The sequence below is a fragment of the Salmonella sp. SA15303 genome (assembly GCF_029962125.1).
GTDB classification, from domain to species: Bacteria; Pseudomonadota; Gammaproteobacteria; order Enterobacterales; family Enterobacteriaceae; genus Salmonella; species Salmonella enterica.
Genome location: NZ_CP123924.1, coordinates 1,245,434 through 1,270,310 on the forward strand (window position 1 = coordinate 1,245,434; position 24,877 = coordinate 1,270,310).

A 24,877-nucleotide genomic window follows, 5' to 3' on the forward strand; every position below is an offset into this window, starting at 1 on the left:
GGGCTTCGATTACAGGATACGGCTAATTAATCTGTCGATGCGGATCCGGCGCAGACGGCGAATCAATTTACGCACTTTTATCGGATAGTCGGCAATGCTCTGCAGGTCACGATAATGTTTTACGATGGTTGTGTGCGTTCGGATAAGTTCCAGCTCTTTTTCCCGCTGAGGGGCAAGCTCCTGCTTAGGATCGTGGATCAAAATGGCGTTTTCCAGATCCAGACGCCAGGCGCGGGGATTCAGGTTGTTGCCGGTGAGTAGCATCCATTTATCATCTACCCACATCCCTTTCAGATGATAGGTATTGTCGTCATCTTTCCACAGACGCACCACAAGCTGATCGGTATTGACGTAATACTGTAAACGGCTCAGGAAGCGGCGCAGGTTAATCTCATAGAGATAGGGCAGCGCGCCAATGATCTTGAACGGTTCATCTTCCGGAATGTAAAAATCATTCGCGGTTTTATCGCCAACAATGATTTCGACTTTCTTTCCGTCGCGCAGTAGCTGAATAATATTCCGCACCAGTACCGCTGGTAGATTGAAGTAAGGGGTACAAATGGTGAGCTTATGCTCCGCACAGGGCATGAGATGGAAAATGGTTTTGTTCAACAGACTGGACTTTCCAAGCCCGACCAGCGGCGTAACGGAGAGCTGCTCGTCATTAGCGTCACCCTGAAAATGATATGACGCATCACGCAGCTCCTGACGGTATAAGCGGATATCGTTTTTAATCTCCGGGCTTTTCGGCCGCTGGGTATTATCCAGACGATTCACACCACGGCCATTCATCAGATTTTGCGTCACCCAGTCAAACATGATGTCTGCCATTTGCCGATTGCGAATCAGCTGGTAGCGATCGTAGCGATATTTGTCATGCTGATGGAGATAGACATCGTTCAGGCTGGCGCCGCTGTACAGGACGCTATCATCAATGATAAAGCCTTTAAAATGCAGTACGCCAAGCGCTTCTCGCGTATTAATCGGTACGCCGTAAACCGGGACATCAATGCCGGGGTTTTCCTGCGCCAGTCGGCAATACCAGTCTGCATTGGTATTCGAGGCCGCTGCGCCAATGCGCCCGCGTTGCGCGCGATGCCAGTCGACCAGCACCCTCACGTCCAGTTCAGGACGCTGCCGTTTAGCCGCATAGAGCGCGTCGAGTATACCTTTACCCCCATCGTCCTGTTCCAGATACAGGGCAACGATACAAATACGCTGCGTCGCGCTGGCGATTTTCTCCAGCAGTGTCTCCCGAAAAGTAGCAGGAGTATAAAAGAAATCTACATCATCAACTGACTGAGAAATCTTAGGGAGTTGGGCAAGGTGTTGTTGATGTTTATTACGCTTAAATTTTGACAACATCACAGTGCATTTCTTCTCTGTTCATTGAAGGGTCCTCTGTGCTATGCAGACGACATAAGCGAGCAATAATAACATCAGTACCCGTTAAAGTGGTCAACATTTCCAGTACATTACTCACGATTCATCACATTTGGCCAGATTCAGCGTCAATCCCACGATGCCCTCTTCGAGCTGAATATCGACCTGAAATCCCAGTTTTCTGGCCAGCGCGACCATGCCGCGATTGTTTGGCATCGTAATACCGTTCAGCCGCTTCAATCCGTGATCGCGAGTATAGGCAATCAATTTCTCCATTAAACGGCGTCCTAAACCCAACCCTTTGAGATCTGAACGCACCAATACGGCAAATTCGGCATCTACGTTGTCAGGATCGGAGATCGCGCGCGTTACGCCGAGGATCTCTTCAGCATTGTCCATCCGCCTCACGGCCACAAAGGCCATTTCTCGATCGTAGTCGATCTGCGTCATGTTGGCTAAATCTTCATGGGTGAATTCGTTGATCTCGCTGAAATAACGGTAGTAAAGATCCTCTTTGGTGACCTGTGCGATGAATTGTCGCAGTTGGGGCTCATCTTCCGGCAGGATAGGACGGAACAGGCAGCGATCGCCATTTTTCATCTCCACCCACTCTTCAAGCTGGTGGGGATAGGGGCGTACCGCAAGTCGACTTTCGTTATCGCCATCAAACGGGGCAATATCCAGCGTCACATCCAGCGCGGTAAACTCACTGGCGGAAGCCAGCAGCGGATGGATATCCAGACGCTGAATTTCCGGGCAGTCGACAATCAGGTTTGAAACCTGGACCAGCAATTGGCTTAAACCGACAATATCCAGCGGACGCAGCGCGCTACGGGCGCGAATTTTCCGCTGTTTAATGCCCTGAATCACCAGATAGCGCGCCAGGTTCATGTTGAGCGGCGGCAGCGCGACGACAGCCTGCTCTTCCGGACGCCACTCTACGCCGCCTTCACCCAACATAATCAAAGGACCAAACACCGGATCGTGCTCGACCACCACACGAAGCTCCTGCGCGCCGGCGCGGTTAGCCATGCTTTGTACCAGCAAACCGTGAATCCGCGCTTGCGGCCAGGCCATCTTTACACGATCAAAAATAGCGTTCGCGGCCTGTTGTACCTCGCTTGCGGTCCGCAGGTAAAGCATGACCCCCTGAACTTCAGATTTATGCGGAATGTCGGGCGAGCGCAGCTTGAGAGCTACCGGATAGCCTATCTGTTCGGCAATATGCACCGCTTCAGCGCTGTCGCTGGCAATCCAGGTTGGGAGCGTGTGCAGCCCATAGGCGTGTAAAATCGGCTGTACTTCATGGGTATCCAGTGAGGCGGCGCCTTCCGCAATCGCCCGCTGTAACAGATTATGCGCCTCAGCGGTATTGGACGTCAGGTTACTCGGCAACGCTGGCGTTTCCCGCAGTTGCTTCTGGTTACGCCGGTATTCCACCATATGCATAAACGCGGTAATCGTGCCTTCCGGCGTACGGTAGGTTGGTAATCCGGCTTCGCTGAATAGCCGTCTTGCCTCCTGAGACGAGAACTCGCCGCACCAGTTTGTCAGCAGCGTAACAAACTTGCCTCTGGGGTGGCGCTTAATCGTCTCGATCAGAGCATGGGCGCTTTCTGTACCCGGCGCGGCAGCGCTGGGAGAGTGGATAACCATAAGCGCGTCAAAATCCTGACTGGCGAGCAGGATATCCAGCGTTTTGACGTAATGTTCGCTGCTGGCGTCATCACACAGATCCAGCGGATTGGCAATATCTATGTGCGCGGGAAGCGCCTGCCGTAGTTGCAGGCAGGTCTCTTCGCTCAACGTCGCCAGCTTGCCGTTACGCGACCACAACTCATCTAACGCCAGCGCGGCAGGCGCGGCGCCATTGCTGATGATCATCAGTCTGTCGCCGCGTAGCGGACGCATATGGCTCAGTGTTTCGACGGCGGAAAAAAGCTCGTGCGTATCCTGGACTCGCAGCAGGCCTGCGCGCTGGATGGCCGCATCCCACGCAGGGTCCATTCCCGCGCTGGTATTAAGTAAACGCTGGGCTGCCGGGCTTCGGCCGCTTTTAATCACCAGAATCGGTTTGTTACGTGAAGCGCTACGGGCGGCGGAAACAAAACGGCGGGCGTCGCTTAACTGTTCCAGATAGAGCAAAATCGCGCTGGTCTTGCTGTCGCGCGCCAGATAGTCCAGTAGTTCATCGACATCAATATCCAGGCTATCGCCCAGCGCGATAAAGTAGGAAAAGCCCATTTCACGCTGTTGCGCCCAGTCAAGAATAGTATTGGACACGGCGGCAGACTGGGAAATAAAAGCGAGCTTGCCCTGTTTAATCGGGACGGGAGAAAAGCTGGCATTCAGCCCTTGCCACGGCGCGAGGAGCCCAAGACTGTTTGGACCCAGCAGACGCATTTTATAATGCCGGGCACAGGCAAGAAGTTCTTCATGTTGCGACGTGGGAGCAGAAAGGATAATGCACGTTTTACACCCTTTCGCGCCAAGCGCGTCCAGTAACGCCAGGTTACGGCTGGCGTTAGTGCATAAAATAGCCAGATCGGGGGTGAAAGGAAGACTGGCGATATCCGGCCAGGCCATGACGCCTAAAACGGCTTTCCAGGCGGGCGTCACGGGAAGGACGGGGCCATTGAATCCGCCCGCCAACAAGTTACGCATCATCAGGTAACCCGCGCGGTGGGGCTTCATTGATGCGCCAATCACCGCGATCGATTTTGGTCGCAGTAGCGCTTCCAGTCCTTGCTGGCTCATACCGGTTTCCCTTACACAGAAGTGACCGGATAATTTTAAACGCTTTCGCTATTTTATGCTGTGACGTTTCCCGGATGTTGCGTTTTTCCTGCCAGATAGCGCGTTTTGAAACGGGTGAAATGTTCACCTAAACTGGTTGCCGCCTCGGTATCTCCCGCCAGATCTAACAACGCTATGGCGACTTCGGCGGTACAATATTGCCCTTCGGCATGGATTTCACGCAGACGATAAGCTGAAAGACGCGATAAATCGACGGAAATGACCGGCAGATGATCCAGATAAGGGCTTTTACGAAACATTTTACGTGCTTCGGGCCAGGTGCCGTCCAGCATAATAAACAGCGGCGGTTTCCCGGCGGGCGGGGTGGAAATGACCTCGCGCGCTTCGCCGGCGTAGGACGCAGGAAAGACCACTATCGGTTGATAATCCGGATGCTGTACCAGCTCCAGCAACGCCTGCGGCGGCTCGGTACGCGACCACTGAAACGCCGCGGTATCCGGCAAAATATCGGCTATCAGCCGGCCGGTATTGCTGGGTTTCATCGGTTCAGTGTCAAACATGACCAGACAAAAACGGCTTTTCGCCTGAGAAGGCGTTAACGTATCACACAGGCAAGATTTTAGCGGCAGCAGGCAGCGTTGACAGCGGCGAACCCGATTGCCTCTGGCAAGAAAAGGGCGAGTAGCGCGCGCAAGCCGTTCGGCGCGTAACTGAAGGACAGCGTTATTGGTCATAGAAAGCGTTTGCGGAGAAAAACGCTATTGTGGCAGAGGTGAAAACGGGGCACAAGATGCGCCCCGTGGCGTTTACAGCGCTTCGTTCAGCCAGCTGTCGAAAGGCGCTTTAGGCACTGCGCCATTAAGCATATCGACCACCTGTCCATGTTTAAAAATCATAATCGTCGGGATGCTGCGGATACCGAAACGGGCGCTGAGTTCCCGTTCCGCCTCGGTATTCACTTTGACGAAACGGACTTTACCGCTGCGCTCTTCTGCGACATCCTCGAAGATTGGCGCAAAGTTACGGCAAGGGCCGCACCAGGGGGCCCAAAAGTCGATCACCACTGGAAGATCGTCCTTCAACAGTTTGTCCAGCGTTTCGCCGGTCGCATTAATGACTTCTCCGTCAAACAACTCATGACCGCAGCGTCCACATTTTGCCGCATCCTGAAGCCGATCGTCGGGGATGCGGTTAATGGCCTGACAATGGGTACAAACGGTGTTCATAGCTAACCTCTGAATACGTCGGAAGACGTCCCGCTACGCGCGGGATGTTTCTATAATGTTACATATTATCGAGGAGTCTGTGCTAAACAACAATGTGTTTTATTCAATGAGTACAATAGTCGCAAGCTTTTAAACGAAATCATGGCTAACCGGATGCACATCGGGTAATCTTCGCGCTTCGCGCAGCGCTGGTGGAGAAAAGCATGAACGATGAATTAAAAAACAAAAGCGGCAAAGTCAAAGTGATGTATGTCCGTAGTGATGATGACTCTGATAAACGCACCCATAACCCGCGTACCGGGAAAGGGGGAGGCCGCCCAGCAAAGTCTCGCACTGACGGTGGACGTCGCCCCGCCCGTGATGAGCGAAATAATCAGAGCCGTGACCGTAAACATGAAACTTCGCCGTGGCGCACCGTGTCCCGCGCGCCAGGCGATGAAACGCCTGAGAAAGTCGATCATGGTGGTATTAGCGGTAAAAGTTTTATTGACCCTGAAGTTTTGCGTCGCCAGCGTGCGGAAGAGACGCGCGTCTACGGTGAAAACGCCTGCCAGGCGCTATTCCAGAGCCGTCCTGACGCCATCGTGCGCGCATGGTTTATCCAAAGCGTAACGCCGCGTTTTAAAGAGGCGCTGCGCTGGATGGCGGCGAATCGTAAAGCCTACCATGTGGTGGATGAAGCCGAACTGGCAAAAGCTTCCGGGACTGAGCACCACGGTGGCGTGTGTTTCCTGATTAAAAAGCGTAACGGTACGACCGTTAAGCAATGGGTAAAGCAGGCGGCGGATCAAGACTGCGTGCTGGCGTTGGAAGATGTCGCTAACCCGCATAATCTGGGCGGCATGATGCGTAGCTGCGCGCACTTCGGCGTGAAAGGCGTGGTGGTACAGGATGCGGCGTTGCTGGAGTCCGGCGCGGCGATTCGTACCGCGGAAGGCGGGGCGGAGCATGTCCAGCCGATCACTGGTGAAAGCATTGTTGACGTACTGGATGATTTTCGTCAGGCGGGGTACACCGTGGTGACGACGTCCAGCGATCGCGGTCAGGCGCTCTTTAGTACGACCCTGCCGGAAAAGATGGTGCTGGTCTTAGGCCGTGAATATGACTACCTGCCGGAAGCGGCGCGCGAACCCGACGATCTGTGCGTGAAAATTAACGGCACCGGGAACGTGGAAAGCCTGAATGTGTCGGTTGCGACAGGCGTACTGCTCGCCGAGTGGTGGCGACAGAATAAAGCGTAAGGGCTGCAGCCCGGTGACGCAACGCGCGCCGGGCCAATGATGTACTTTCTACCGCCCGGTCAGACAAGGCGCTTTCGCGCCGTTATCCGGGCGATAAAACGGCGAGTCGCCAACGTTATTCACTCTCAGCCGGTAATACTGGCGTCCAGTCGATAGTTTTCTCGCCGTGTTGTTCCAGCCATTGGTTCGTTAGCGCAAAATGGTTACAGCCAAAAAATCCGCGGTGCGCAGAGAGTGGCGAGGGATGCGGAGCTTTCAGAATATGGTGGCGCTGTGGATCAATAATCGCGCCTTTCTTCTGGGCGTGCGAGCCCCACAGCAGGAAGACAACCCCTTCGCGGTGTTGGTTAATCAGGCTTATCACTTTATCCGTAAAGGTTTCCCACCCCAGGCTGGCATGAGAGTGCGCCTGGCCTGCCCGTACCGTGAGCACCGTATTCAGTAACAGTACGCCCTGGCGCGCCCAGCTTTCCAGATAACCGTGCGCGGGGCGAACAAAGCCGGGAATGGAGGCTTCCAGCTCTTTGTACATATTCACTAATGATGGCGGGGGAGCGATCCCAGGACGCACGGAAAACGCCAGACCATGTGCCTGGCCGGGGCCGTGGTAAGGATCTTGTCCCAGGATCACCACCTTAACGTCGCCCAGTTCCGTAAAGCGAAAGGCGTTAAACACATCTTTTTGCGGCGGGTAGACCGTGATACCCGACTGACGCTCGCCAGCAACAGTGTGAAGCGTATTGATAAAGTAAGGTTGCTGTTTCTCATCAGCCAGCACATCGTGCCAGGTTAACTCAGTCGCCATCTCGCTCTCCTGCGAATTTCCAGTTCCCTTAGCTTAACTGCTTCTTTCTGCAGTGCAAAATCCTGCGTGCTACAAAAACGGTTACCTACAAAAGATAGTTGAAAATTTATGTAAAAAGTTTATAGGTCTGAATGGTGTAAGTTGATGTAAAACAATAAATTCCCTTCATCACCCTTTTTGTGGTGTGGTTTTTATTGATTTAAATCAAAGAATGAAGGGTGATCGAAGGGTATATATACACTCAAGCAACAATGGTTTTACCAATTGGCCGGGATTAGGCCGACCGAAATCAAATAATTTTGCCTGGGGAGGCATCACATGATTACAGGTATCCAGATTACTAAAGCCGCTAACGACGACCTGCTGAATTCCTTCTGGCTGCTGGACAGCGAAAAAGGCGAAGCGCGCTGCATCGTTGCAAAATCCGGCTTTGCTGAAGATGAAGTTGTGGCTGTCAGCAAACTGGGCGAGATTGAATACCGTGAAATTCCGATGGAAGTTAAACCGGAAGTACGCGTTGAAGGCGGTCAGCATCTGAACGTTAACGTTCTGCGTCGTGAAACTCTGGAAGATGCGGTTAAGCATCCGGAAAAATACCCGCAACTGACTATTCGTGTTTCTGGTTATGCGGTGCGTTTTAACTCCCTGACGCCGGAACAGCAGCGCGACGTTATCGCTCGTACCTTTACCGAAAGCCTGTAAGGCTTATCCGGTAATAACAAGCGGAAGAGGCCGGGCCTTTTCCGCTTTTGTTTTATTTGGGTCAGTAAAAAATCCGCACCGCGCAGTACACCAGCAGTAACGCCAGAATGATATTTAACTGGCGACCATAATGGCGAAACGCCCGCTGAAACAGATGTCCCGCCAGCGCCCAACACACATTACCGAACGTGCCGATCAATGCCAGCAATATACTGACGCCGATGACCCAATTCAGCGCCTGCGTTTGCGGTAAAACAAATGTAGACAGAGCGGTAATGCCGTACAGAATAATTTTGACGTTCACAAACTGCAGACCAAAGCTTACCCAAAAGCCAACCGGTTTTGGTCTGGCGTTCTCATCCGCCGCTGGACTGGTAGCAATTTTCCACGCCAGCCACAGGATATACGCAGCCCCCACCCAACTGAGCAAATGAATGATTGCCGGATCGATAACCGCAAGGGAAAACGCGATCCCGGCGCACAGCAGCATGACGACCAAAAATCCCAGACTCATACCTGCCAGTACACGAATACTCTGCCGAAAACCATGTGCAGTTGCTGCGCTAAGCGCGAGAATATTGTTAGGGCCGGGGGTAAGGGCGGTGATTAATGTATAAGTCCAGAAAGCGCTTAAAAGCATCGGTGTCACTTGTCATCTCCTCTGTTTTAGCAGACAGTACCCGATATGAAATATTTAAAAAAATGAATGTTTTTTAATTCTGAATTCGAGATTTTCGATAGGTTGGTGGTTATGGATCTGCGTCGGTTTATTACGCTGAAAACGGTAGTGGAAGAGGGCTCGTTTCTGCGGGCTTCGCAAAAGCTGTGCTGCACTCAGTCGACGGTAACTTTTCATATTCAACAGCTTGAACGTGAGTTTTCCCTGCAACTGTTCGAGAAAATAGGGCGCCGAATGTGCCTGACCAATGAGGGGAAAAAGCTGATGCCGCATATCCATGAACTGACGCGTGTGATGGAGTCGATTCGTGAAGCCGCAAGACAGGATGCGGAACCCGGCGGAGAGCTGCGCGTGGCGACAGGTGAAACCTTACTGGCGTACAAAATGCCGCAGGTTTTACAACGTTTTAAGCTGCGAGCGCCGAATGTCAGATTGTCGCTACAGTCGCTGAATTGCTATGTGATACGTGATGCGTTGCTGAATGACGAGGTCGATCTGGGCGTTTTTTATCGCGTAGGTAATGATGACGCGCTCACGATGCAGCAATTGGGGAAGCAGTCGCTGGCGCTGGTGGCCTCTCCACTGCTACAGGATGCTGATTTTACGCAGCCAGATCAGCATATTCCCTGTAGCTTCATCATCAATGAACCGCAATGTGTCTTCCGCCAGCTGTTTGAAAGTACGCTACGGCAGAGGCGGATTACGCTGGAAAACACCATTGAACTGTGGAGTATTGAAAGCATTAAACAGTGTGTGGCTGCTAACCTGGGCATCAGCTTTTTACCACGTTTTGCCGTTGAACGAGAACTTAGTACCGGTCAGTTGAAAGAGCTGCCGTTTGGCGCGCCGTCGCTATCGATCATGGCGCTGTGCGCCCATCATGCCGGGAAAGCGGTCAGCCCGGCAATGCAGATATTTATGCAGTGTATGGAGGCGTGTTTTACCGTGGAAGATAAAAAAATGCCGGGTTAACGAACCCGGCATTATCATCACTCTTCGCTGGATTGCTCCTGCATTTTCGTACCGCTTGGCTTGCGGCGCTTACCGATATTTTTTGTATCGCGGTGACGTTTCTTCACGCGCGGCTTCTCTTTTTCTTTCTCTTTTTTCTTCTCGGCGCGTTTCGCCAGCACTTTTTTCGACGGTTTGCCGGTCAACTTTTCGCTAGGCGCACGCGTGGTCGGGCGAAGCTCATCAATGACGCGCGCTTTTAGCGGCTCTTCGATGTAGCGACCGATTTTCAGCAGCAACAGATGGTCGTGGGCTTCTACCAGCGAGATTGCAGTGCCTTTGCGGCCAGCACGGCCTGTACGACCAATGCGATGCAGATAGGTATCGCCACTGCGCGGCATGTCGAAGTTAATGACGTGGCTGACGTCAGGAATATCAATCCCGCGTGCCGCGACGTCGGTCGCGACCAGCACGTTAACGCGACCGTCGGTGAGACGCTTAATACCTTCGTTACGTTTGATCTGCGCCATCTCACCTTCAAGATAGCAATTGTTGATCCCTGCCAGACGCAGCGTTTCAGCCAATTCATGGACGCGTTCACGTTTACGTACAAACACGATAGAACGGGTTGCATCGTCTTGTTTTAGCAGGTGCTTCAACAGCGCAACTTTATGTTCGAAATTGTCGGCACGGTAGTACCACTGGTGAATTTTCTTACGCTCGCGGGTTGACGGATTGGCAGAAACCTCAACCGGGTCTTCCAGCAGGCGCTCGGCAAAATCTTTAATCGCATCGCCTTCCAGCGTGGCGGAGAACAGCATCGTTTGTTTACGCCAGCGGGTCTCACCAGCGATATGTTCAATGTCCTGAGCGAAGCCCATGTCGAGCATCCGGTCAGCTTCGTCAAGGATCAGTGTTTCAACCGCCCGGCAGTCAAAGTTCTCTTCTTTTATATATTGCAGCAGACGGCCCGTCGTGGCGACCACGATATCCTGGTTTTCGCTAAACACTTCAGCATGGTTCATATAGGCCACGCCGCCGGTAATCGTGGCGATATCCAGATGAGTATGCTTAGCCAGTTCACGAGCGTGATCGGCAACCTGCATTGCCAGTTCGCGGGTTGGCGTCAGGATCAGAATGCGCGGCGGCCCCGATTTTTTACGCGGAAAGTCGAGCAGGTGCTGCAACGCCGGCAGCAGATATGCCGCCGTTTTACCGGTGCCTGTCGGCGCAGAACCGAGTACATCACGGCCATCGAGCGCAGGCGGAATGGCGGCAGCCTGAATGGCGGTCGGGCGAGTGAAACCTTTATCCTGGAGGGCATCCAGCAGGCTTTCGTCGAGTTCAAGTTCGGAAAAAGTCGTTACAGTCATGTTCTACCTCTGTGTGGGGCGCTGATTATAGACGTTACGGCCGCAATCTTCATCTGTTTGTATGGATATCCCTTCTCAGGTATTGTTTTCACCCGGCGCTGTCGCCGTTTTTTTGCAAGGTTGTTTTTACATGTCTCAGTCTGGCTCCGTTCTTCGTCGTAACGGATTTACGTTTAAACAGTTTTTTGTCGCACACGATCGGTGTGCGATGAAAGTGGGAACTGACGGTATTTTACTCGGGGCGTGGGCGCCGGTCGCGGATGTAAAGCGAATTCTGGATATCGGTACTGGAAGCGGTCTGCTGGCGTTAATGCTGGCGCAGCGGACGGATGACAATGTGCCTATTGACGCCGTGGAACTGGATGCCGGGGCTGCCATGCAAGCGCAGGAAAACGTTGCTCACTCTCCCTGGCCGCATCGAATAACGGTGCATACTGACGATATTCAGCGTTGGGCGCCTCGCCAGACGGTACGCTTTGATCTTATTATCAGCAACCCGCCTTATTACGAACCCGGTGTGGAATGCGCCACGCCGCAGCGGGAGCAGGCGCGTTACACCGCTACGCTGGATCACCAGACGTTATTGGCTATTGCGGCGGATTGTATTACCGAAGATGGCTTTTTTTGCGTAGTCTTGCCGGAACAAATAGGTAACGCTTTTACGCAGCAAGCGCTCAACATGGGATGGCATTTGCGGCTACGTACTGACGTTGCGGAAAACGAAGCGCGCTTGCCGCACCGGGTTTTGCTCGCATTCTCCCCGCAAGCCGGGGAGTGCTTTAGCGACAGATTAGTAATTCGCGGGTCAGACCAGCATTATTCTGAAAGTTATACGGCGCTGACCCAGGCATTTTATCTATTTATGTGAGGCGTTAACGGCGAAAGGATCGATGGGCCTGATTCAGCCAGTTGTTGCGGATAATCCAGCGTAAAGTGCAGCCCCCGACTCTCTTTACGCATCATCGCACAACGCACAATCAGTTCGGCCACTTGCACCAGATTGCGCAGCTCCAGTAAATTATTCGAGACGCGAAAGTTGGCGTAATATTCGTCAATCTCTTGTTGCAACATGGTAATACGCCGTAGGGCGCGCTCCAGCCGTTTCGTCGTGCGCACAATGCCCACATAGTCCCACATCAGCAGGCGCAGTTCATGCCAGTTATGCTGAATCACCACCCGCTCATCGGCGTTTTCCACGCGGCTTTCATCCCAGGCGGGAAGGGCGTCAACGCTGTGGACAGAAGGCATTCGCCTGTCGATATCCATTGCTGCGGACCAGCCGTACACTAAGCATTCCAGCAACGAGTTGGACGCCATACGGTTAGCGCCGTGCAGGCCGGTGTAACTGACTTCGCCAATGGCATATAAGCCGTCTACATCGGTACGACCATAATCATCGACGACCACGCCGCCGCAGGTATAGTGTGCGGCAGGAACAACGGGAATCGGTTCTTTGGTTAAATCCATCCCCAAATCAAGCAGTTTCGCATAGATCATCGGGAAGTGCTGGCGGACAAAATCGTCAGGCTTGTGGCTGATATCGAGAAACATACAGTCTGCGCCGAGTTGTTTCATCTCATGGTCAATAGCGCGGGCGACAATATCGCGCGGCGCCAGTTCCCCGCGTTCGTCAACGTCCGGCATAAACCGTGAACCGTCCGGACGTTTAAGGTATGCGCCTTCGCCACGCAGCGCTTCGGTAAGGAGAAAATTACGCGCCTGCGGGTGATAAAGGGCGGTGGGATGAAACTGGTTAAATTCCAGATTAGCGACCCGACAGCCTGCGCGCCAGGCCATCGCGATACCGTCACCGGAGGAAATATCCGGGTTAGTGGTATATTGATAAACCTTTGAGGCGCCGCCGGTCGCCAGCACCACCGACTTCGCATGACAGGTTTCAACCCACTCTTTATTGCGATTCCAGATCCAGGCGCCGACGACCCGGCGAGGCCCCGGCAGACCCATTTTATCGGAGATAATTAAATCAACGGCGTTGCTGCGTTCCAGCACCTGAATATTAGGATGATTTTGCGCCCGACTGACCAACGTGGTTTCGACTTCCTTTCCGGTAGCGTCGGCGGCATGAAGGATACGGCGATGACTATGGCCGCCTTCACGCGTGAGATGATAGCTCTCCTTGCCGTTTGGCTGGACATGCGTATCAAACAGGACGCCCTGATCGATAAGCCACTGCACGCAGGTACGGGCGTTGCTGGCGACAAACTCCACCGCGTGGCGATCGCAAATTCCGGCGCCGGCAATCAGCGTATCTTCGACATGCGACGCAATACTGTCGGTTTCATCAAACACGGCGGCAATACCGCCCTGCGCATAAAACGTGGAGCCCTCGCTCACCGGCCCTTTACTCAGGACGATAACCTTATGCTTTTCAGCCAGACGCAGCGCCAGCGAGAGTCCGGCCGCGCCGCTGCCGATAATTAACACATCACAGGACAGTTCAGGAGTTGTCATCATGGTTCTTGTTTAATTTACTAAACATGGTTGCGGCAGATTAGCACTATATGGCGCTAAAAAGCACGTTATGATTTCGCTGGTGTTGTGCTTATTAAACATAAAATAAAAATACGGCGAGAGATAAACGGCAAAAAATATTTTATAGGGCAGGGTGTTAGCGTCGGATTTTGTAGTGAAATAAAGATGCTGTTAGGTTACTCTGCAAACGACGAAATGGGCATTTCTGTACAGATAGTGCGTTGTTCAGCATCTGTAGACTTATAATGGAAGATAAGACCTGTCTACAACATGACAAACAAAAACAAATGCGTAACGGAACTTTACGAAACATAGACACTCTAACCTGTTGCTTGCTCATAGTGCGGCTTATGGAGTGGCGTTTCGAAAGCGCGTGGAAATTTGGTTTGGGGAGACATTACCTCGGATGAGCGAGCAGTTAACGGACCAGGTCCTGGTTGAACGGGTCCAGAAGGGAGATCAGAAAGCCTTTAACTTACTGGTAGTGCGCTACCAGCATAAAGTGGCGAGTCTGGTTTCCCGCTATGTGCCATCGGGCGACGTTCCCGATGTCGTACAGGAATCATTTATTAAGGCCTATCGCGCGCTGGATTCTTTCCGGGGGGATAGTGCTTTTTATACCTGGTTGTATCGTATTGCGGTCAATACCGCGAAGAACTACCTGGTTGCGCAGGGGCGTCGTCCGCCTTCCAGTGATGTAGACGCGATTGAAGCAGAAAACTTTGAAAGCGGCGGCGCGCTGAAAGAAATTTCGAACCCTGAGAACTTAATGTTGTCAGAAGAACTGAGACAGATAGTTTTCCGAACTATTGAGTCCCTCCCGGAAGATTTACGTATGGCAATCACCTTACGGGAGCTGGATGGCCTGAGCTATGAAGAGATAGCGGCTATCATGGATTGTCCGGTGGGGACGGTGCGTTCACGTATCTTCCGGGCGCGGGAAGCTATTGATAATAAAGTTCAACCGCTTATCAGGCGTTGACGATAGCGGGATACTGGAAAAGGTATTAGGCATGCAGAAAGAAAAACTTTCCGCTTTGATGGATGGCGAAACGTTGGATAGTGAGCTGCTCAAAGCGCTTACGCACGACCCGGAAATGCAGAAAACCTGGGAGAGTTATCACCTGATCCGCGATTCAATGCGGGGGGATACGCCTGACGTTCTCCATTTCGATATATCCGCTCGCGTGATGGCCGCTATTGAAAACGAGCCAGTACGTCAGGTGTCGCCATTAATCCCTGAGGCCCAACCCGCTCCGCAGCAATGGCAGAAAATGCCGTTCTGGAAAAAAGTGCGTCCGTGGGCGGCGCAGCTTACCCAAATGGGCGTGGCGGCGTGCGTTTCACTTGCAGTTATCGTCGGTGTCCAGCACTATAATGGGCAATCTGAAACATCCCAACAACCTGAAACGCCGGTTTTCAATACCCTGCCTATGATGGGGAAAGCCAGCCCGGTAAGTCTGGGAGTGCCTTCTGAAGCAGCGCCTGTCGGCAGTCAGCAACAGCAGGTACAGGAGCAGCGTCGTCGCATTAATGCCATGTTGCAGGACTATGAACTGCAGCGCCGACTGCACTCCGAACAGCTTCAGTTTGAGCAGGCGCAAACCCAGCAAGCCGCGGTACAGGTGCCAGGAATCCAAACTTTAGGAACGCAATCGCAGTAATGAAGCAACTTTGGTTTGCCATGTCCCTTGTGGCGGCTAGCCTGTTCTTCTCAGCAAACGCCTCGGCCGACCCTGCGTCCGGGGCGTTATTGCAGCAGATGAACATCGCCAGTCAGTCACTGAATTACGAGCTGTCATTCGTCAGCATCACGAAACAAGGCGTTGAATCTCTGCGTTATCGACACGCACGCCTGGATGGTCGCCCGCTTGCGCAATTGCTACAGTTGGACGGTCCCCGCCGGGAGGTCGTACAGCGTGGTAATGAAATCAGTTATTTTGAACCGGGCCTTGAGCCGTTCACCCTGAACGGTGATTATATTGTCGATTCTCTGCCTTCCCTGATTTACACCGACTTTAAGCGCCTGGCGCCTTACTACGACTTTATTTCTGTCGGACGCACCCGTATCGCAGACAGATTGTGCGAAGTTATCCGCGTTGTGGCGCGCGATGGTACGCGTTACAGCTATATCGTCTGGATGGACATGGACACCAAACTGCCGATGCGCGTTGATCTGCTGGATCGCGATGGCGAGACGCTGGAGCAGTTCCGCGTTATTGCGTTCACGGTGAGCCAGGATATCGGCAGCAACATGCAGGCGCTGGCGAAGGCGAATCTGCCGCCGCTGCTTTCTGTTCCCGGTGGCGAAAAAACGAAATTTAACTGGAGTCCATCCTGGGTGCCGCAAGGCTTTAGCGAAGTTTCCAGCAGCCGTCGTCCGTTGCCGACGATGGATAACCTGCCTATCGAATCGCGGCTTTATTCTGACGGTCTGTTTAGCTTTTCCGTCAATGTGAACCGGGCGACGCAAAACAGCAGCGATCAGATGCTGCGCACCGGGCGCCGAACGGTTTATAGCAGCGTTCGCGACAACGCGGAAATCACCATTGTCGGCGAGCTTCCGCCGCAAACGGCGAAGCGCATTGCCGACAGTATCAAATTCAGGGCAGTACAATGATTAAAGAGTGGGCAACCGTTGTCTCCTGGCAGAATGGTCAGGCGGTGGTGAGCTGCGACGTTAAAGCGTCATGCAGCAGCTGCGCCTCCCGTGCGGGATGCGGCAGTCGCGTGCTGAATAAATTAGGGCCGCAAACCACGCATACCATTGTTGTGCCAAGCGCGGAGCCGCTGGCGCCGGGGCAGAAAGTCGAGTTGGGCATCGCCGAAAAAAGCCTTTTAGGTTCGGCGTTGCTGGTCTATATGTCGCCTTTAGCGGGGCTATTTCTTTGTGCGGCGCTTTTTCAGATGCTGTTTGGATCTGACCTTGCCGCATTAAGCGGGGCCGTGCTGGGCGGCGTGGGCGGTTTTCTGGTTGCCCGCGGTTATTCCCGAAAACTGGCGGAGCGCGACGCCTGGCAGCCGGTGATTTTAAACGTTGCCCTCCCGCCTGACCTTGTTCGCGTCGAAACTACCTCAATCGAAACGCGCCAGTAAACGTTTTGCCCAACGGTACACCTGCCGCGTTGGGTTGTTGTCCCGATAAGCATGCGCTTTTCCTGCGTTGCGGTGTTTTACAGGAAAAAAGCGAGGCGTTTTCCAGTTCCCGCTCTCCTTACACTATGAACATTTCCTCGCCTTAGCGTTGTAGTGTAGAATGCGGCGTTTCAGTTAAAACAGACGTTAAGCTCAGAACAGCGACCTCTAAAGTCTGGTCAACCAGGCGTAAGGCATAATAATTTATCTCTATGAAGAACATACGTAACTTTTCGATCATTGCTCACATTGACCACGGTAAATCGACGCTGTCTGACCGTATTATCCAAATCTGCGGTGGCCTGTCTGACCGTGAAATGGAAGCTCAGGTACTTGATTCGATGGATCTTGAGCGTGAGCGCGGTATTACTATTAAAGCCCAGAGTGTGACGCTGGATTTTAAAGCGTCTGATGGTGAAACTTATCAACTGAACTTTATCGACACGCCGGGACACGTTGACTTTTCCTATGAAGTTTCCCGTTCGTTAGCCGCCTGCGAGGGCGCGCTGCTGGTGGTGGATGCCGGCCAGGGCGTAGAAGCGCAAACGTTGGCGAACTGCTACACCGCGATGGAAATGGATCTTGAAGTGGTGCCGGTGCTTAACAAGATTGACCTGCCGGCCGCCGATCCGGAGCGTGTGGCGGAAGAAATCGAAGACATTGTCGGTATCGATGCGACGGACGCGGTACGCTGCTCCGCCAAAACGGGTGTCGGCGTGACGGATGTTCTGGAACGCCTGGTGCGCGATATCCCGCCGCCGCAAGGCGATCCGGACGGCCCGCTGCAGGCGCTGATTATTGACTCCTGGTTCGATAACTACCTGGGCGTGGTATCGCTGGTGCGTATTAAAAACGGCACCATGCGTAAAGGCGACAAAATTAAAGTGATGAGCACCGGGCAGACCTACAACGCTGACCGCCTGGGGATCTTCACGCCAAAACAGGTTGATCGTACCGAGCTGAAGTGCGGCGAAGTAGGCTGGCTGGTCTGCGCCATTAAAGATATCCTCGGCGCGCCGGTTGGCGATACCTTAACCTCAGCGCGTAACCCAGCGGAAAAAGCGTTGCCGGGCTTTAAGAAGGTGAAACCGCAGGTCTATGCAGGTCTGTTCCCGGTCAGCTCCGACGATTATGAAAGTTTCCGCGACGCGCTCGGCAAGCTGAGCCTGAACGATGCCTCACTGTTTTATGAACCGGAAAGCTCCTCGGCGCTGGGCTTTGGTTTCCGCTGCGGCTTCCTCGGCCTGTTGCACATGGAGATCATTCAGGAGCGTCTGGAACGCGAATACGATCTGGATCTGATCACCACTGCGCCGACCGTGGTGTATGAAGTAGAAACAACGGCGAAAGAGACTATCTATGTTGATAGCCCCTCCAAGCTGCCGCCGTTGAATAACATTTATGAACTGCGCGAGCCTATCGCCGAATGTCATATGCTGTTACCACAAGCCTATTTAGGTAACGTTATTACGCTGTGTATTGAGAAACGCGGCGTACAAACTAACATGGTGTATCACGGTAACCAGGTCGCGTTGACCTATGAAATCCCGATGGCGGAAGTGGTGCTCGACTTCTTTGACCGTCTGAAATCAACGTCGCGCGGCTATGCGTCTCTGGATTATAACTTCAAGCGCTTCCAGGCTTCCGATATGGTGCGTGTTGATGTGTTAATCAACAACGAGCGTGTCGATGCGCTGGCGCTGATCACGCACCGTGATAACTCGCAAAGCCGTGGTCGCGAGCTGGTGGAGAAGATGAAAGATTTGATCCCACGCCAGCAGTTTGATATCGCGATTCAGGCGGCGATTGGTACGCATATTATTGCCCGTTCGACGGTAAAACAGTTACGTAAAAACGTGCTGGCGAAGTGCTACGGCGGCGATATCAGTCGTAAGAAAAAACTGCTGCAGAAACAGAAAGAAGGTAAGAAACGCATGAAGCAGATCGGTAACGTCGAGCTGCCTCAGGAAGCGTTCCTCGCCATTCTGCATGTCGGTAAAGACAATAAATAATCCCTAAGGAGTTGGCATGGCGAACATGTTTGCCCTGATTCTGGTGATAGCCACACTGGTGACGGGCATTTTATGGTGCGTTGATAAGTTTGTTTTCGCGCCAAAACGTCGGGCGCGCCAGGCTGCCGCGCAAACGGCGTCGGGAGATGCGCTGGATAACGCTACGCTCAATAAAGTGGCGCCTAAGCCGGGCTGGCTGGAGACTGGGGCGTCGGTTTTCCCGGTTCTGGCGATCGTTCTGATCGTTCGTTCATTTCTTTATGAACCCTTTCAGATCCCGTCAGGCTCAATGATGCCGACACTGCTTATCGGCGATTTTATTCTGGTGGAAAAATTTGCCTACGGCATTAAAGATCCGATCTACCAGAAAACCCTGATTGAGACCGGTCATCCAAAGCGCGGGGATATTGTGGTATTTAAATATCCGGAAGATCCTAAGTTAGATTACATCAAACGCGCCGTCGGTTTGCCGGGCGATAAAATCACTTATGATCCGGTTGCGAAAGAGGTGACGATTCAGCCTGGCTGTAGCTCCGGTCAGGCGTGCGAAAATGCGCTGCCGGTTACCTACTCTAACGTTGAGCCGAGCGATTTTGTACAGACTTTTGCCCGCCGTAACGGCGGAGAAGCGACCAGCGGTTTCTTTGAAGTTCCGCTAAACGAGACGAAAGAAAACGGCATTCGCCTGACCGAACGTAAAGAGACGTTGGGCGATGTGACGCACCGCATCCTGATGGTGCCGATAGCTCAGGATCAGTTGGGCATGTATTACCAACAGCCAGGACAACCGCTGGCGACCTGGGTTGTACCGCCGGGACAATATTTCATGATGGGCGACAACCGCGATAACAGCGCGGATAGCCGTTACTGGGGATTTGTTCCGGAAGCGAATCTGGTCGGTAAAGCGGTCGCTATCTGGATGAGCTTTGACAAGCAGGAAGGGGAGTGGCCGACAGGCGTACGCCTGAGTCGTATCGGCGGTATTCACTAACTGTGGTGAAATGATCGTTCACGCTGCCGTCTTTTTAGCGGCAGCGTGAATTATTTCCTGGATAAATTCCCTAAGACTAACGACATCCCCTGTCGTTGTGTATAGAATATTCCCCCGAAGTTTTAGGTTGGCGCCGTTTGGTCGCCACGGCACACGAAACAGCGTTGGTTATAGACAACCTTCTTTCCGCTGCAGCGATGCGGCAGGACAGATGACGTGTATCAGGTCTGTTTCGTGTGCTGGATTGTTGACGCATTCATTTATTGGTATCGCATGAACCCCATCGTAATTAATCGGCTTCAACGGAAGCTGGGCTACACTTTTAATCATCAGGAGCTGTTGCAGCAGGCATTAACTCACCGCAGCGCCAGCAGTAAACATAACGAACGCCTGGAATTTTTAGGCGATTCAATCCTGAGCTTCGTTATCGCTAACGCGCTTTATCACCGTTTTCCACGGGTGGATGAGGGAGATATGAGCCGTATGCGCGCCACGTTGGTACGTGGTAATACGCTGGCGGAATTAGCCCGTGAATTTGATTTAGGCGAGTGCCTGCGTTTAGGGCCGGGCGAATTAAAAAGCGGCGGATTCCGTCGGGAGTCCATTCTGGCGGACACCGTTGAAGCGTTAATCGGCGGAGTATTTCTCGATAGTAATATCCAGACCGTCGAGCAGTTAATCCTTAACTGGTATAAAACCCGTCTGGATGAGATAAGTCCGGGCGATAAACAAAAAGATCCGAAAACGCGCTTGCAGGAGTATTTGCAGGGTCGCCATCTGCCGCTGCCATCTTACCTGGTTGTGCAGGTACGCGGCGAGGCGCACGATCAGGAATTTACTATCCACTGCCAGGTCAGCGGCCTGAGCGAACCGGTGGTTGGCACGGGTTCCAGCCGTCGTAAGGCGGAGCAGGCTGCCGCCGAACAGGCGCTGAAAAAACTGGAGTTGGAATGAGCACTGACAAAACTTACTGCGGATTTATTGCCATCGTCGGACGTCCGAACGTTGGCAAATCCACCTTGCTGAACAAACTGCTTGGGCAGAAGATTTCGATCACTTCCCGTAAAGCGCAGACCACGCGCCACCGCATTGTCGGTATTCATACCGAAGGCCCGTATCAGGCAATCTATGTCGATACCCCGGGTCTGCATATGGAAGAAAAGCGCGCCATTAACCGTTTGATGAATAAGGCGGCGAGCAGTTCGATTGGCGACGTTGAGCTGGTGATTTTCGTTGTGGAAGGCACCCGTTGGACGCCGGACGACGAAATGGTCCTGAACAAACTGCGCGATGGCAAAGCACCGGTTATTCTCGCCGTTAACAAGGTGGATAACGTGCAGGAAAAAGTCGATTTGCTGCCGCACCTCCAGTTCCTGGCAAGCCAGATGAACTTTCTTGATATCGTACCGATCTCTGCTGAAACGGGTATGAACGTCGATACCATTGCCGGTATCGTGCGTAAACATTTACCGGAAGCGATTCACCACTTCCCGGAAGATTACATCACCGATCGCTCTCAGCGCTTTATGGCGTCTGAAATCATCCGTGAAAAGCTGATGCGTTTTCTCGGCGCCGAGCTGCCGTATTCCGTTACCGTTGAGATTGAACGTTTTGTTACCAACGAACGCGGCGGCTATGATATCAACGGGCTGATCCTCGTCGAGCGCGAAGGGCAGAAGAAGATGGTGATTGGCAACAAAGGCGCCAAAATCAAAACCATTGGTATTGAAGCGCGTAAAGACATGCAGGAGATGTTTGAAGCGCCGGTACACCTGGAACTGTGGGTGAAAGTGAAATCCGGCTGGGCCGATGACGAACGCGCTCTGCGCAGTCTCGGTTACGTAGACGATCTGTGAGTTAACACAGCGTGGAAGGGTGGCAGCGCGCATTTGTCCTGCACAGTCGCCCCTGGAGCGAAACCAGCCTGATGCTGGACGTCTTCACGGAAGAATCGGGGCGAGTGCGCCTTGTCGCCAAAGGCGCGCGATCTAAACGTTCCAATTTGAAAGGCGCGTTACAGCCTTTTACACCGTTATTGTTACGCTACAGCGGACGCGGCGAGGTGAAAACCCTGCGCAGCGCCGAGGCAGTTTCTCTGGCGCTGCCGTTAAGCGGTATTACGCTCTATAGCGGCCTGTATATCAACGAACTCCTCTCTCGCGTACTGGAATATGAAACGCGCTTCTCCGAACTCTTTTTTGATTATCTGAACTGTATTCAGGCGCTGGCGGGAACCACCGGCTCGCCTGAACCGGCGTTGCGACGTTTCGAACTGGCGTTGCTGGGTCATCTGGGGTATGGCGTCAATTTCACCCACTGTGCAGGCAGCGGCGAACGGGTGGATGACACCATGACCTACCGTTACCGCGAAGAAAAAGGCTTTTTCGCCAGCGTCGTCATCGATAACAACACCTTTACCGGACGGCACCTGAAAGCGCTGGAGGCGCGGGAATTTCCGGATGTAGATACCCTGCGTGCCGCTAAACGCTTTACCCGTATGGCATTAAAGCCGTATCTTGGGGGAAAACCGTTAAAAAGCCGGGAGCTGTTCCGGCAATTTATGCCCAAACGCACAGTAAAAACGAAGAAAGATTAACGAGGATTGTCATGGCTGAATTACTGTTAGGCGTCAATATTGACCACATTGCCACGTTACGTAATGCGCGCGGCACCGACTATCCGGATCCGGTACAGGCGGCGTTTATTGCTGAACAGGCAGGCGCGGACGGCATTACCGTACACCTGCGCGAAGATCGTCGCCACATTACCGATCGCGATGTGCGCATTCTGCGTCAGACGCTGCATACGCGTATGAATCTGGAGATGGCGGTGACCGAAGAGATGCTGGCGATCGCCGTAGAAACCAGGCCGCATTTCTGTTGTCTGGTGCCGGAAAAACGCCAGGAAGTCACCACCGAAGGCGGTCTGGATGTGGCCGGACAGCGCGATAAAATGCGTGATGCCTGTGCGCGCCTGGCGGCGGCTGGCATCCAGGTTTCGCTCTTTATCGATGCCGATGAAACGCAAATCAACGCGGCGGCGGAAGTCGGCGCGCCGTTTATCGAAATCCATACCGGCTGCTACGCCAACGCAGAAACCGATGCGGAACAGGCAAAAGAGCTGGCGCGTATTGCCAGCGCCGCGACCCTGGCGGCCCGTCTGGGGCTAAAAGTAAATGCGGGTCATGGTCTGACCTACCATAACGTCAAAGCTATTGCCGCACTGCCGGAAATGCACGAGCTCAATATCGGTCATGCCATTATTGGTCGGGCAGTGATGACGGGGCTGAAAGAGGCGGTGGCTGAAATGAAACGTTTGATGCTGGAAGCGCGCGGCTAATGGCGATTCTCGGCCTGGGAACGGATATTGTAGAGATTGCCCGCATTGAAGCAGTGATCTCCCGTTCCGGCGAACGTCTGGCAAGGCGTGTGCTCAGTGACAACGAGTGGGCTATCTGGGAGACGCATCAGCAGCCGGTGCGTTTTCTCGCCAAGCGTTTTGCGGTCAAAGAGGCGGCAGCGAAAGCTTTTGGCACCGGCATCCGCAACGGTCTGGCGTTCAATCAGTTCGAAGTGTTTAACGATGAGCTGGGAAAACCACGTTTGCGGCTGTGGGGCGAGGCGTTAACGCTGGCGGAAAAACTCGGTGTGGCGCACATGCATGTCACGTTGGCCGATGAACGCCATTACGCCTGCGCTACGGTCATTCTGGAAAGTTAGATTTGCCGGATGGCGGCGTAAACACGTTATCTGACCTACAGGCCGATATATTGTCGGCCTGATAAGCATAGCGCCATCAGACATTGTTGCGTTGGAAATACGTTAACCCGCTTACAGTTTATCTGCGTGATGCATCAGAACAAACTTATCCCACAACTGTTCTTCGCTTTCGACATGGGCGGGATCCTGCAAAATCGTATTGGGGATTGGGCAGACTTTCTGACAGGTCGGCGTTTCGTAATGGCCTACACACTCGGTGCATTTGTCGCTGTTAATTTCATAAATGCTGTCGCCCATTGAAATCGCCTCATTCGGGCACTCCGGCTCGCACATATCGCAGTTGATACATTTTTTGGTGATTAACAGCGCCATCAGGAAATTCTCAGAAACAACACAAATCGGGCGGGCATTATACGCCTATTTTCTGCTCGGGCCAGCTCTTTTCTGGCGCTGATTTGTTATCTACAGTGTAAAAATTTTTGATCTGCTTGAGCAGGCAGATGGTTGCGTTATCCAGTGAAAGGTCATTACTGTGCACCAGCATGACAGGAATAAAGAATGCGGGGATGCCCAGTGAAACCAGGCGAACATTTTTGGGTGTCGATAAATGGGTTAGCGAGCGGGTAATAAATGCGATGCCAATCTGCGCTTCGGCATACTCAAGGCATGAGTAGTGGTTATCCAGTTCGCAGATGACGTTAGGAACGACTTTGCGGTTATTAAATTCTGTGGTGATGATCCCTCTTAATAGCAGAGAGTCATTAAGCACGATAATGGGCTGGTCGTTTAAATCTTTTAGATGCAGACGTTCGCGTGTCGCCAGAGGATGAGAAAGTGGGATTGCAGCGATAATTTCATCTTCAAACAGCATGGTCGAGCTTAGCTGGGCAGGGAGCGCTGTTCGATAAACAATGCCAATATCAACGGCGCTATCCGTCAGCTTTTTAATGGTTTGCTCAGTTGAGAACTCTTTAACATTTAAAGATATTTCCGGATGGTGCGCCATAAAGTTGCGAAAAGCGGGCAGGACCAGGTAGCTGCCTGACACCCCGATTGAAATAGTATCGCGCTGTTGATCCTGATAGGGAAGAAGTTCATTTTCGGCATTTTTTAAATCCAGCATTATTTTGTTAGCGTGTCGTTGCAAAATAATGCCTGCTTTTGTTAATTTAATTCCTCTACCTTTTCGCTTAAATAATATTGTTTTAAGTGATGACTCAAGTTGTTTGATTTGCTGACTTAATGATGGCTGAGTGATAAACAGGCGACTGGCTGCCCGACCATAATGTAATTCATCACACAATATCAGGAAGGAATGTAGTTGTTTGATATTCATTAAAATTTAATGCCAATCGATTGGGTTTTGTTATAACGATTATAAAAAATACCAAATTGTTTGCCTATTTTGCT

General features: G+C 52.7%; 26 protein-coding genes. 16 read left to right on the forward strand and 10 right to left on the reverse strand.

Annotated features, from left to right (window positions below):
• Positions 1-9: 9 nt before the first annotated feature.
• From pssA to trxC, 4 genes are all read right to left on the reverse strand, one after another.
• Complete coding sequence (pssA, locus tag QEN31_RS06020; RefSeq protein ID WP_000949286.1) at positions 10-1,365, reverse strand: CDP-diacylglycerol--serine O-phosphatidyltransferase; 1,356 nt, start codon at positions 1,363-1,365, stop codon at positions 10-12.
• 114 nt (positions 1,366-1,479) lie between these two features.
• Complete coding sequence (gene pat / locus QEN31_RS06030) at positions 1,480-4,140, reverse strand: protein lysine acetyltransferase (RefSeq protein ID WP_000082639.1); 2,661 nt, start codon at positions 4,138-4,140, stop codon at positions 1,480-1,482.
• Between the two features lie 53 nt (positions 4,141-4,193).
• Positions 4,194-4,874 (reverse strand): tRNA-uridine aminocarboxypropyltransferase, encoded by a 681-nt coding sequence (gene tapT, locus QEN31_RS06035; protein WP_000183642.1) that lies wholly within the window; start codon positions 4,872-4,874, stop codon positions 4,194-4,196.
• 72 nt (positions 4,875-4,946) lie between these two features.
• Positions 4,947-5,366, reverse strand: a complete 420-nt coding sequence (trxC, locus tag QEN31_RS06040) for a thioredoxin TrxC (protein WP_001098732.1) — start codon at positions 5,364-5,366, stop codon at positions 4,947-4,949.
• 203 nt (positions 5,367-5,569) lie between these two features.
• Here trxC and QEN31_RS06045 point away from each other — a divergent pair, with 203 nt between their 5' ends.
• Entirely contained in the window at positions 5,570-6,607 is a 1,038-nt protein-coding gene (locus QEN31_RS06045) for a tRNA/rRNA methyltransferase (RefSeq protein WP_000997368.1), read from the forward strand.
• A 115-nt stretch (positions 6,608-6,722) separates the two neighbouring features.
• Here the strand turns inward: QEN31_RS06045 and ung are convergent, their stop codons facing one another.
• The gene (gene ung, locus QEN31_RS06050) at positions 6,723-7,412 is read right to left on the reverse strand and encodes a uracil-DNA glycosylase (protein ID WP_000179978.1); all 690 of its coding nucleotides are present in this window, start codon (positions 7,410-7,412) and stop codon (positions 6,723-6,725) included.
• A gap of 318 nt (positions 7,413-7,730) precedes the next feature.
• Between ung and grcA the strand changes: the two genes are divergently transcribed.
• Positions 7,731-8,114 (forward strand): autonomous glycyl radical cofactor GrcA, encoded by a 384-nt coding sequence (gene grcA, locus QEN31_RS06055; RefSeq protein ID WP_000627811.1) that lies wholly within the window; start codon positions 7,731-7,733, stop codon positions 8,112-8,114.
• A 61-nt stretch (positions 8,115-8,175) separates the two neighbouring features.
• On the opposite strand, the gene eamB is transcribed toward grcA, so the two are convergent.
• Positions 8,176-8,763: a cysteine/O-acetylserine transporter gene (eamB, locus tag QEN31_RS06060; protein ID WP_000188414.1), complete on the reverse strand. Its 588-nt coding sequence runs from the start codon at positions 8,761-8,763 to the stop codon at positions 8,176-8,178.
• A 102-nt stretch (positions 8,764-8,865) separates the two neighbouring features.
• On the opposite strand from eamB, the gene QEN31_RS06065 reads away from it, so the two are divergent.
• Positions 8,866-9,765 carry a LysR family transcriptional regulator gene (locus tag QEN31_RS06065; RefSeq protein WP_001526875.1) on the forward strand — a complete coding sequence of 300 codons (900 nt, stop codon included), beginning with the start codon at positions 8,866-8,868 and terminating at the stop codon, positions 9,763-9,765.
• Positions 9,766-9,782: 17 nt separating this feature from the next.
• Here QEN31_RS06065 and srmB read toward each other — a convergent pair whose 3' ends face one another.
• On the reverse strand, positions 9,783-11,117 hold the full coding sequence (srmB, locus tag QEN31_RS06070) for an ATP-dependent RNA helicase SrmB (RefSeq protein WP_000219174.1): 1,335 nt from the start codon (positions 11,115-11,117) through the stop codon (positions 9,783-9,785).
• A 130-nt stretch (positions 11,118-11,247) separates the two neighbouring features.
• On the opposite strand from srmB, the gene trmN reads away from it, so the two are divergent.
• The gene (gene trmN / locus QEN31_RS06075; RefSeq protein WP_000083343.1) at positions 11,248-11,985 is read left to right on the forward strand and encodes a tRNA(1)(Val) (adenine(37)-N(6))-methyltransferase TrmN; all 738 of its coding nucleotides are present in this window, start codon (positions 11,248-11,250) and stop codon (positions 11,983-11,985) included.
• Here the strand turns inward: trmN and nadB are convergent.
• On the reverse strand, positions 11,970-13,592 hold the full coding sequence (nadB, locus tag QEN31_RS06080) for an L-aspartate oxidase (protein WP_000989177.1): 1,623 nt from the start codon (positions 13,590-13,592) through the stop codon (positions 11,970-11,972). The two genes, trmN and nadB, sit on opposite strands and share 16 nt — an antisense overlap.
• Positions 13,593-13,855: 263 nt before the next feature.
• Here nadB and rseD point away from each other — a divergent pair, with 263 nt between their 5' ends.
• From rseD to acpS, 12 genes are all read left to right on the forward strand, one after another.
• The gene (gene rseD / locus QEN31_RS06085; protein ID WP_014344135.1) at positions 13,856-14,020 is read left to right on the forward strand and encodes a rpoE leader peptide RseD; all 165 of its coding nucleotides are present in this window, start codon (positions 13,856-13,858) and stop codon (positions 14,018-14,020) included.
• Complete coding sequence (rpoE, locus tag QEN31_RS06090) at positions 14,017-14,592, forward strand: RNA polymerase sigma factor RpoE (protein WP_000003307.1); 576 nt, start codon at positions 14,017-14,019, stop codon at positions 14,590-14,592. The genes rseD and rpoE overlap by 4 nt, the downstream gene beginning before the upstream one ends.
• 31 nt (positions 14,593-14,623) lie before the next feature.
• Complete coding sequence (gene rseA / locus QEN31_RS06095; protein WP_001168374.1) at positions 14,624-15,274, forward strand: anti-sigma-E factor RseA; 651 nt, start codon at positions 14,624-14,626, stop codon at positions 15,272-15,274.
• A complete protein-coding gene (gene rseB / locus QEN31_RS06100; protein ID WP_000812017.1) occupies positions 15,274-16,230 on the forward strand; it encodes a sigma-E factor regulatory protein RseB in 957 nt (318 codons plus the stop codon). The genes rseA and rseB overlap by 1 nt, the downstream gene beginning before the upstream one ends.
• Positions 16,227-16,706 carry a SoxR-reducing system protein RseC gene (gene rseC, locus QEN31_RS06105; RefSeq protein WP_000589087.1) on the forward strand — a complete coding sequence of 160 codons (480 nt, stop codon included), beginning with the start codon at positions 16,227-16,229 and terminating at the stop codon, positions 16,704-16,706. The genes rseB and rseC overlap by 4 nt, the downstream gene beginning before the upstream one ends.
• Before the next feature lie 251 nt (positions 16,707-16,957).
• Positions 16,958-18,757, forward strand: coding sequence for a translation elongation factor 4 (gene lepA / locus QEN31_RS06110; RefSeq protein WP_000790154.1), 1,800 nt, complete (start codon positions 16,958-16,960; stop codon positions 18,755-18,757).
• A gap of 16 nt (positions 18,758-18,773) precedes the next feature.
• The gene (gene lepB, locus QEN31_RS06115) at positions 18,774-19,748 is read left to right on the forward strand and encodes a signal peptidase I (protein WP_000002559.1); all 975 of its coding nucleotides are present in this window, start codon (positions 18,774-18,776) and stop codon (positions 19,746-19,748) included.
• Between the two features lie 273 nt (positions 19,749-20,021).
• Entirely contained in the window at positions 20,022-20,702 is a 681-nt protein-coding gene (gene rnc / locus QEN31_RS06120) for a ribonuclease III (RefSeq protein WP_001068341.1), read from the forward strand.
• On the forward strand, positions 20,699-21,604 hold the full coding sequence (gene era / locus QEN31_RS06125) for a GTPase Era (RefSeq protein ID WP_000102232.1): 906 nt from the start codon (positions 20,699-20,701) through the stop codon (positions 21,602-21,604). Before rnc ends, era begins: the two co-directional genes overlap by 4 nt.
• 11 nt (positions 21,605-21,615) lie before the next feature.
• Positions 21,616-22,344: a DNA repair protein RecO gene (gene recO, locus QEN31_RS06130; RefSeq protein WP_000399380.1), complete on the forward strand. Its 729-nt coding sequence runs from the start codon at positions 21,616-21,618 to the stop codon at positions 22,342-22,344.
• Between the two features lie 11 nt (positions 22,345-22,355).
• Complete coding sequence (gene pdxJ / locus QEN31_RS06135; RefSeq protein WP_000818972.1) at positions 22,356-23,087, forward strand: pyridoxine 5'-phosphate synthase; 732 nt, start codon at positions 22,356-22,358, stop codon at positions 23,085-23,087.
• A complete protein-coding gene (gene acpS / locus QEN31_RS06140) occupies positions 23,087-23,467 on the forward strand; it encodes a holo-ACP synthase (protein ID WP_000986043.1) in 381 nt (126 codons plus the stop codon). Before pdxJ ends, acpS begins: the two co-directional genes overlap by 1 nt.
• A 111-nt stretch (positions 23,468-23,578) precedes the next feature.
• On the opposite strand, the gene QEN31_RS06145 is transcribed toward acpS, so the two are convergent.
• Both QEN31_RS06145 and QEN31_RS06150 read right to left on the reverse strand, forming a co-directional pair.
• Entirely contained in the window at positions 23,579-23,839 is a 261-nt protein-coding gene (locus QEN31_RS06145) for a YfhL family 4Fe-4S dicluster ferredoxin (protein WP_001196290.1), read from the reverse strand.
• 37 nt (positions 23,840-23,876) lie between these two features.
• On the reverse strand, positions 23,877-24,803 hold the full coding sequence (locus tag QEN31_RS06150; RefSeq protein ID WP_001022463.1) for a LysR family transcriptional regulator: 927 nt from the start codon (positions 24,801-24,803) through the stop codon (positions 23,877-23,879).
• Positions 24,804-24,877 lie beyond the last annotated feature (74 nt).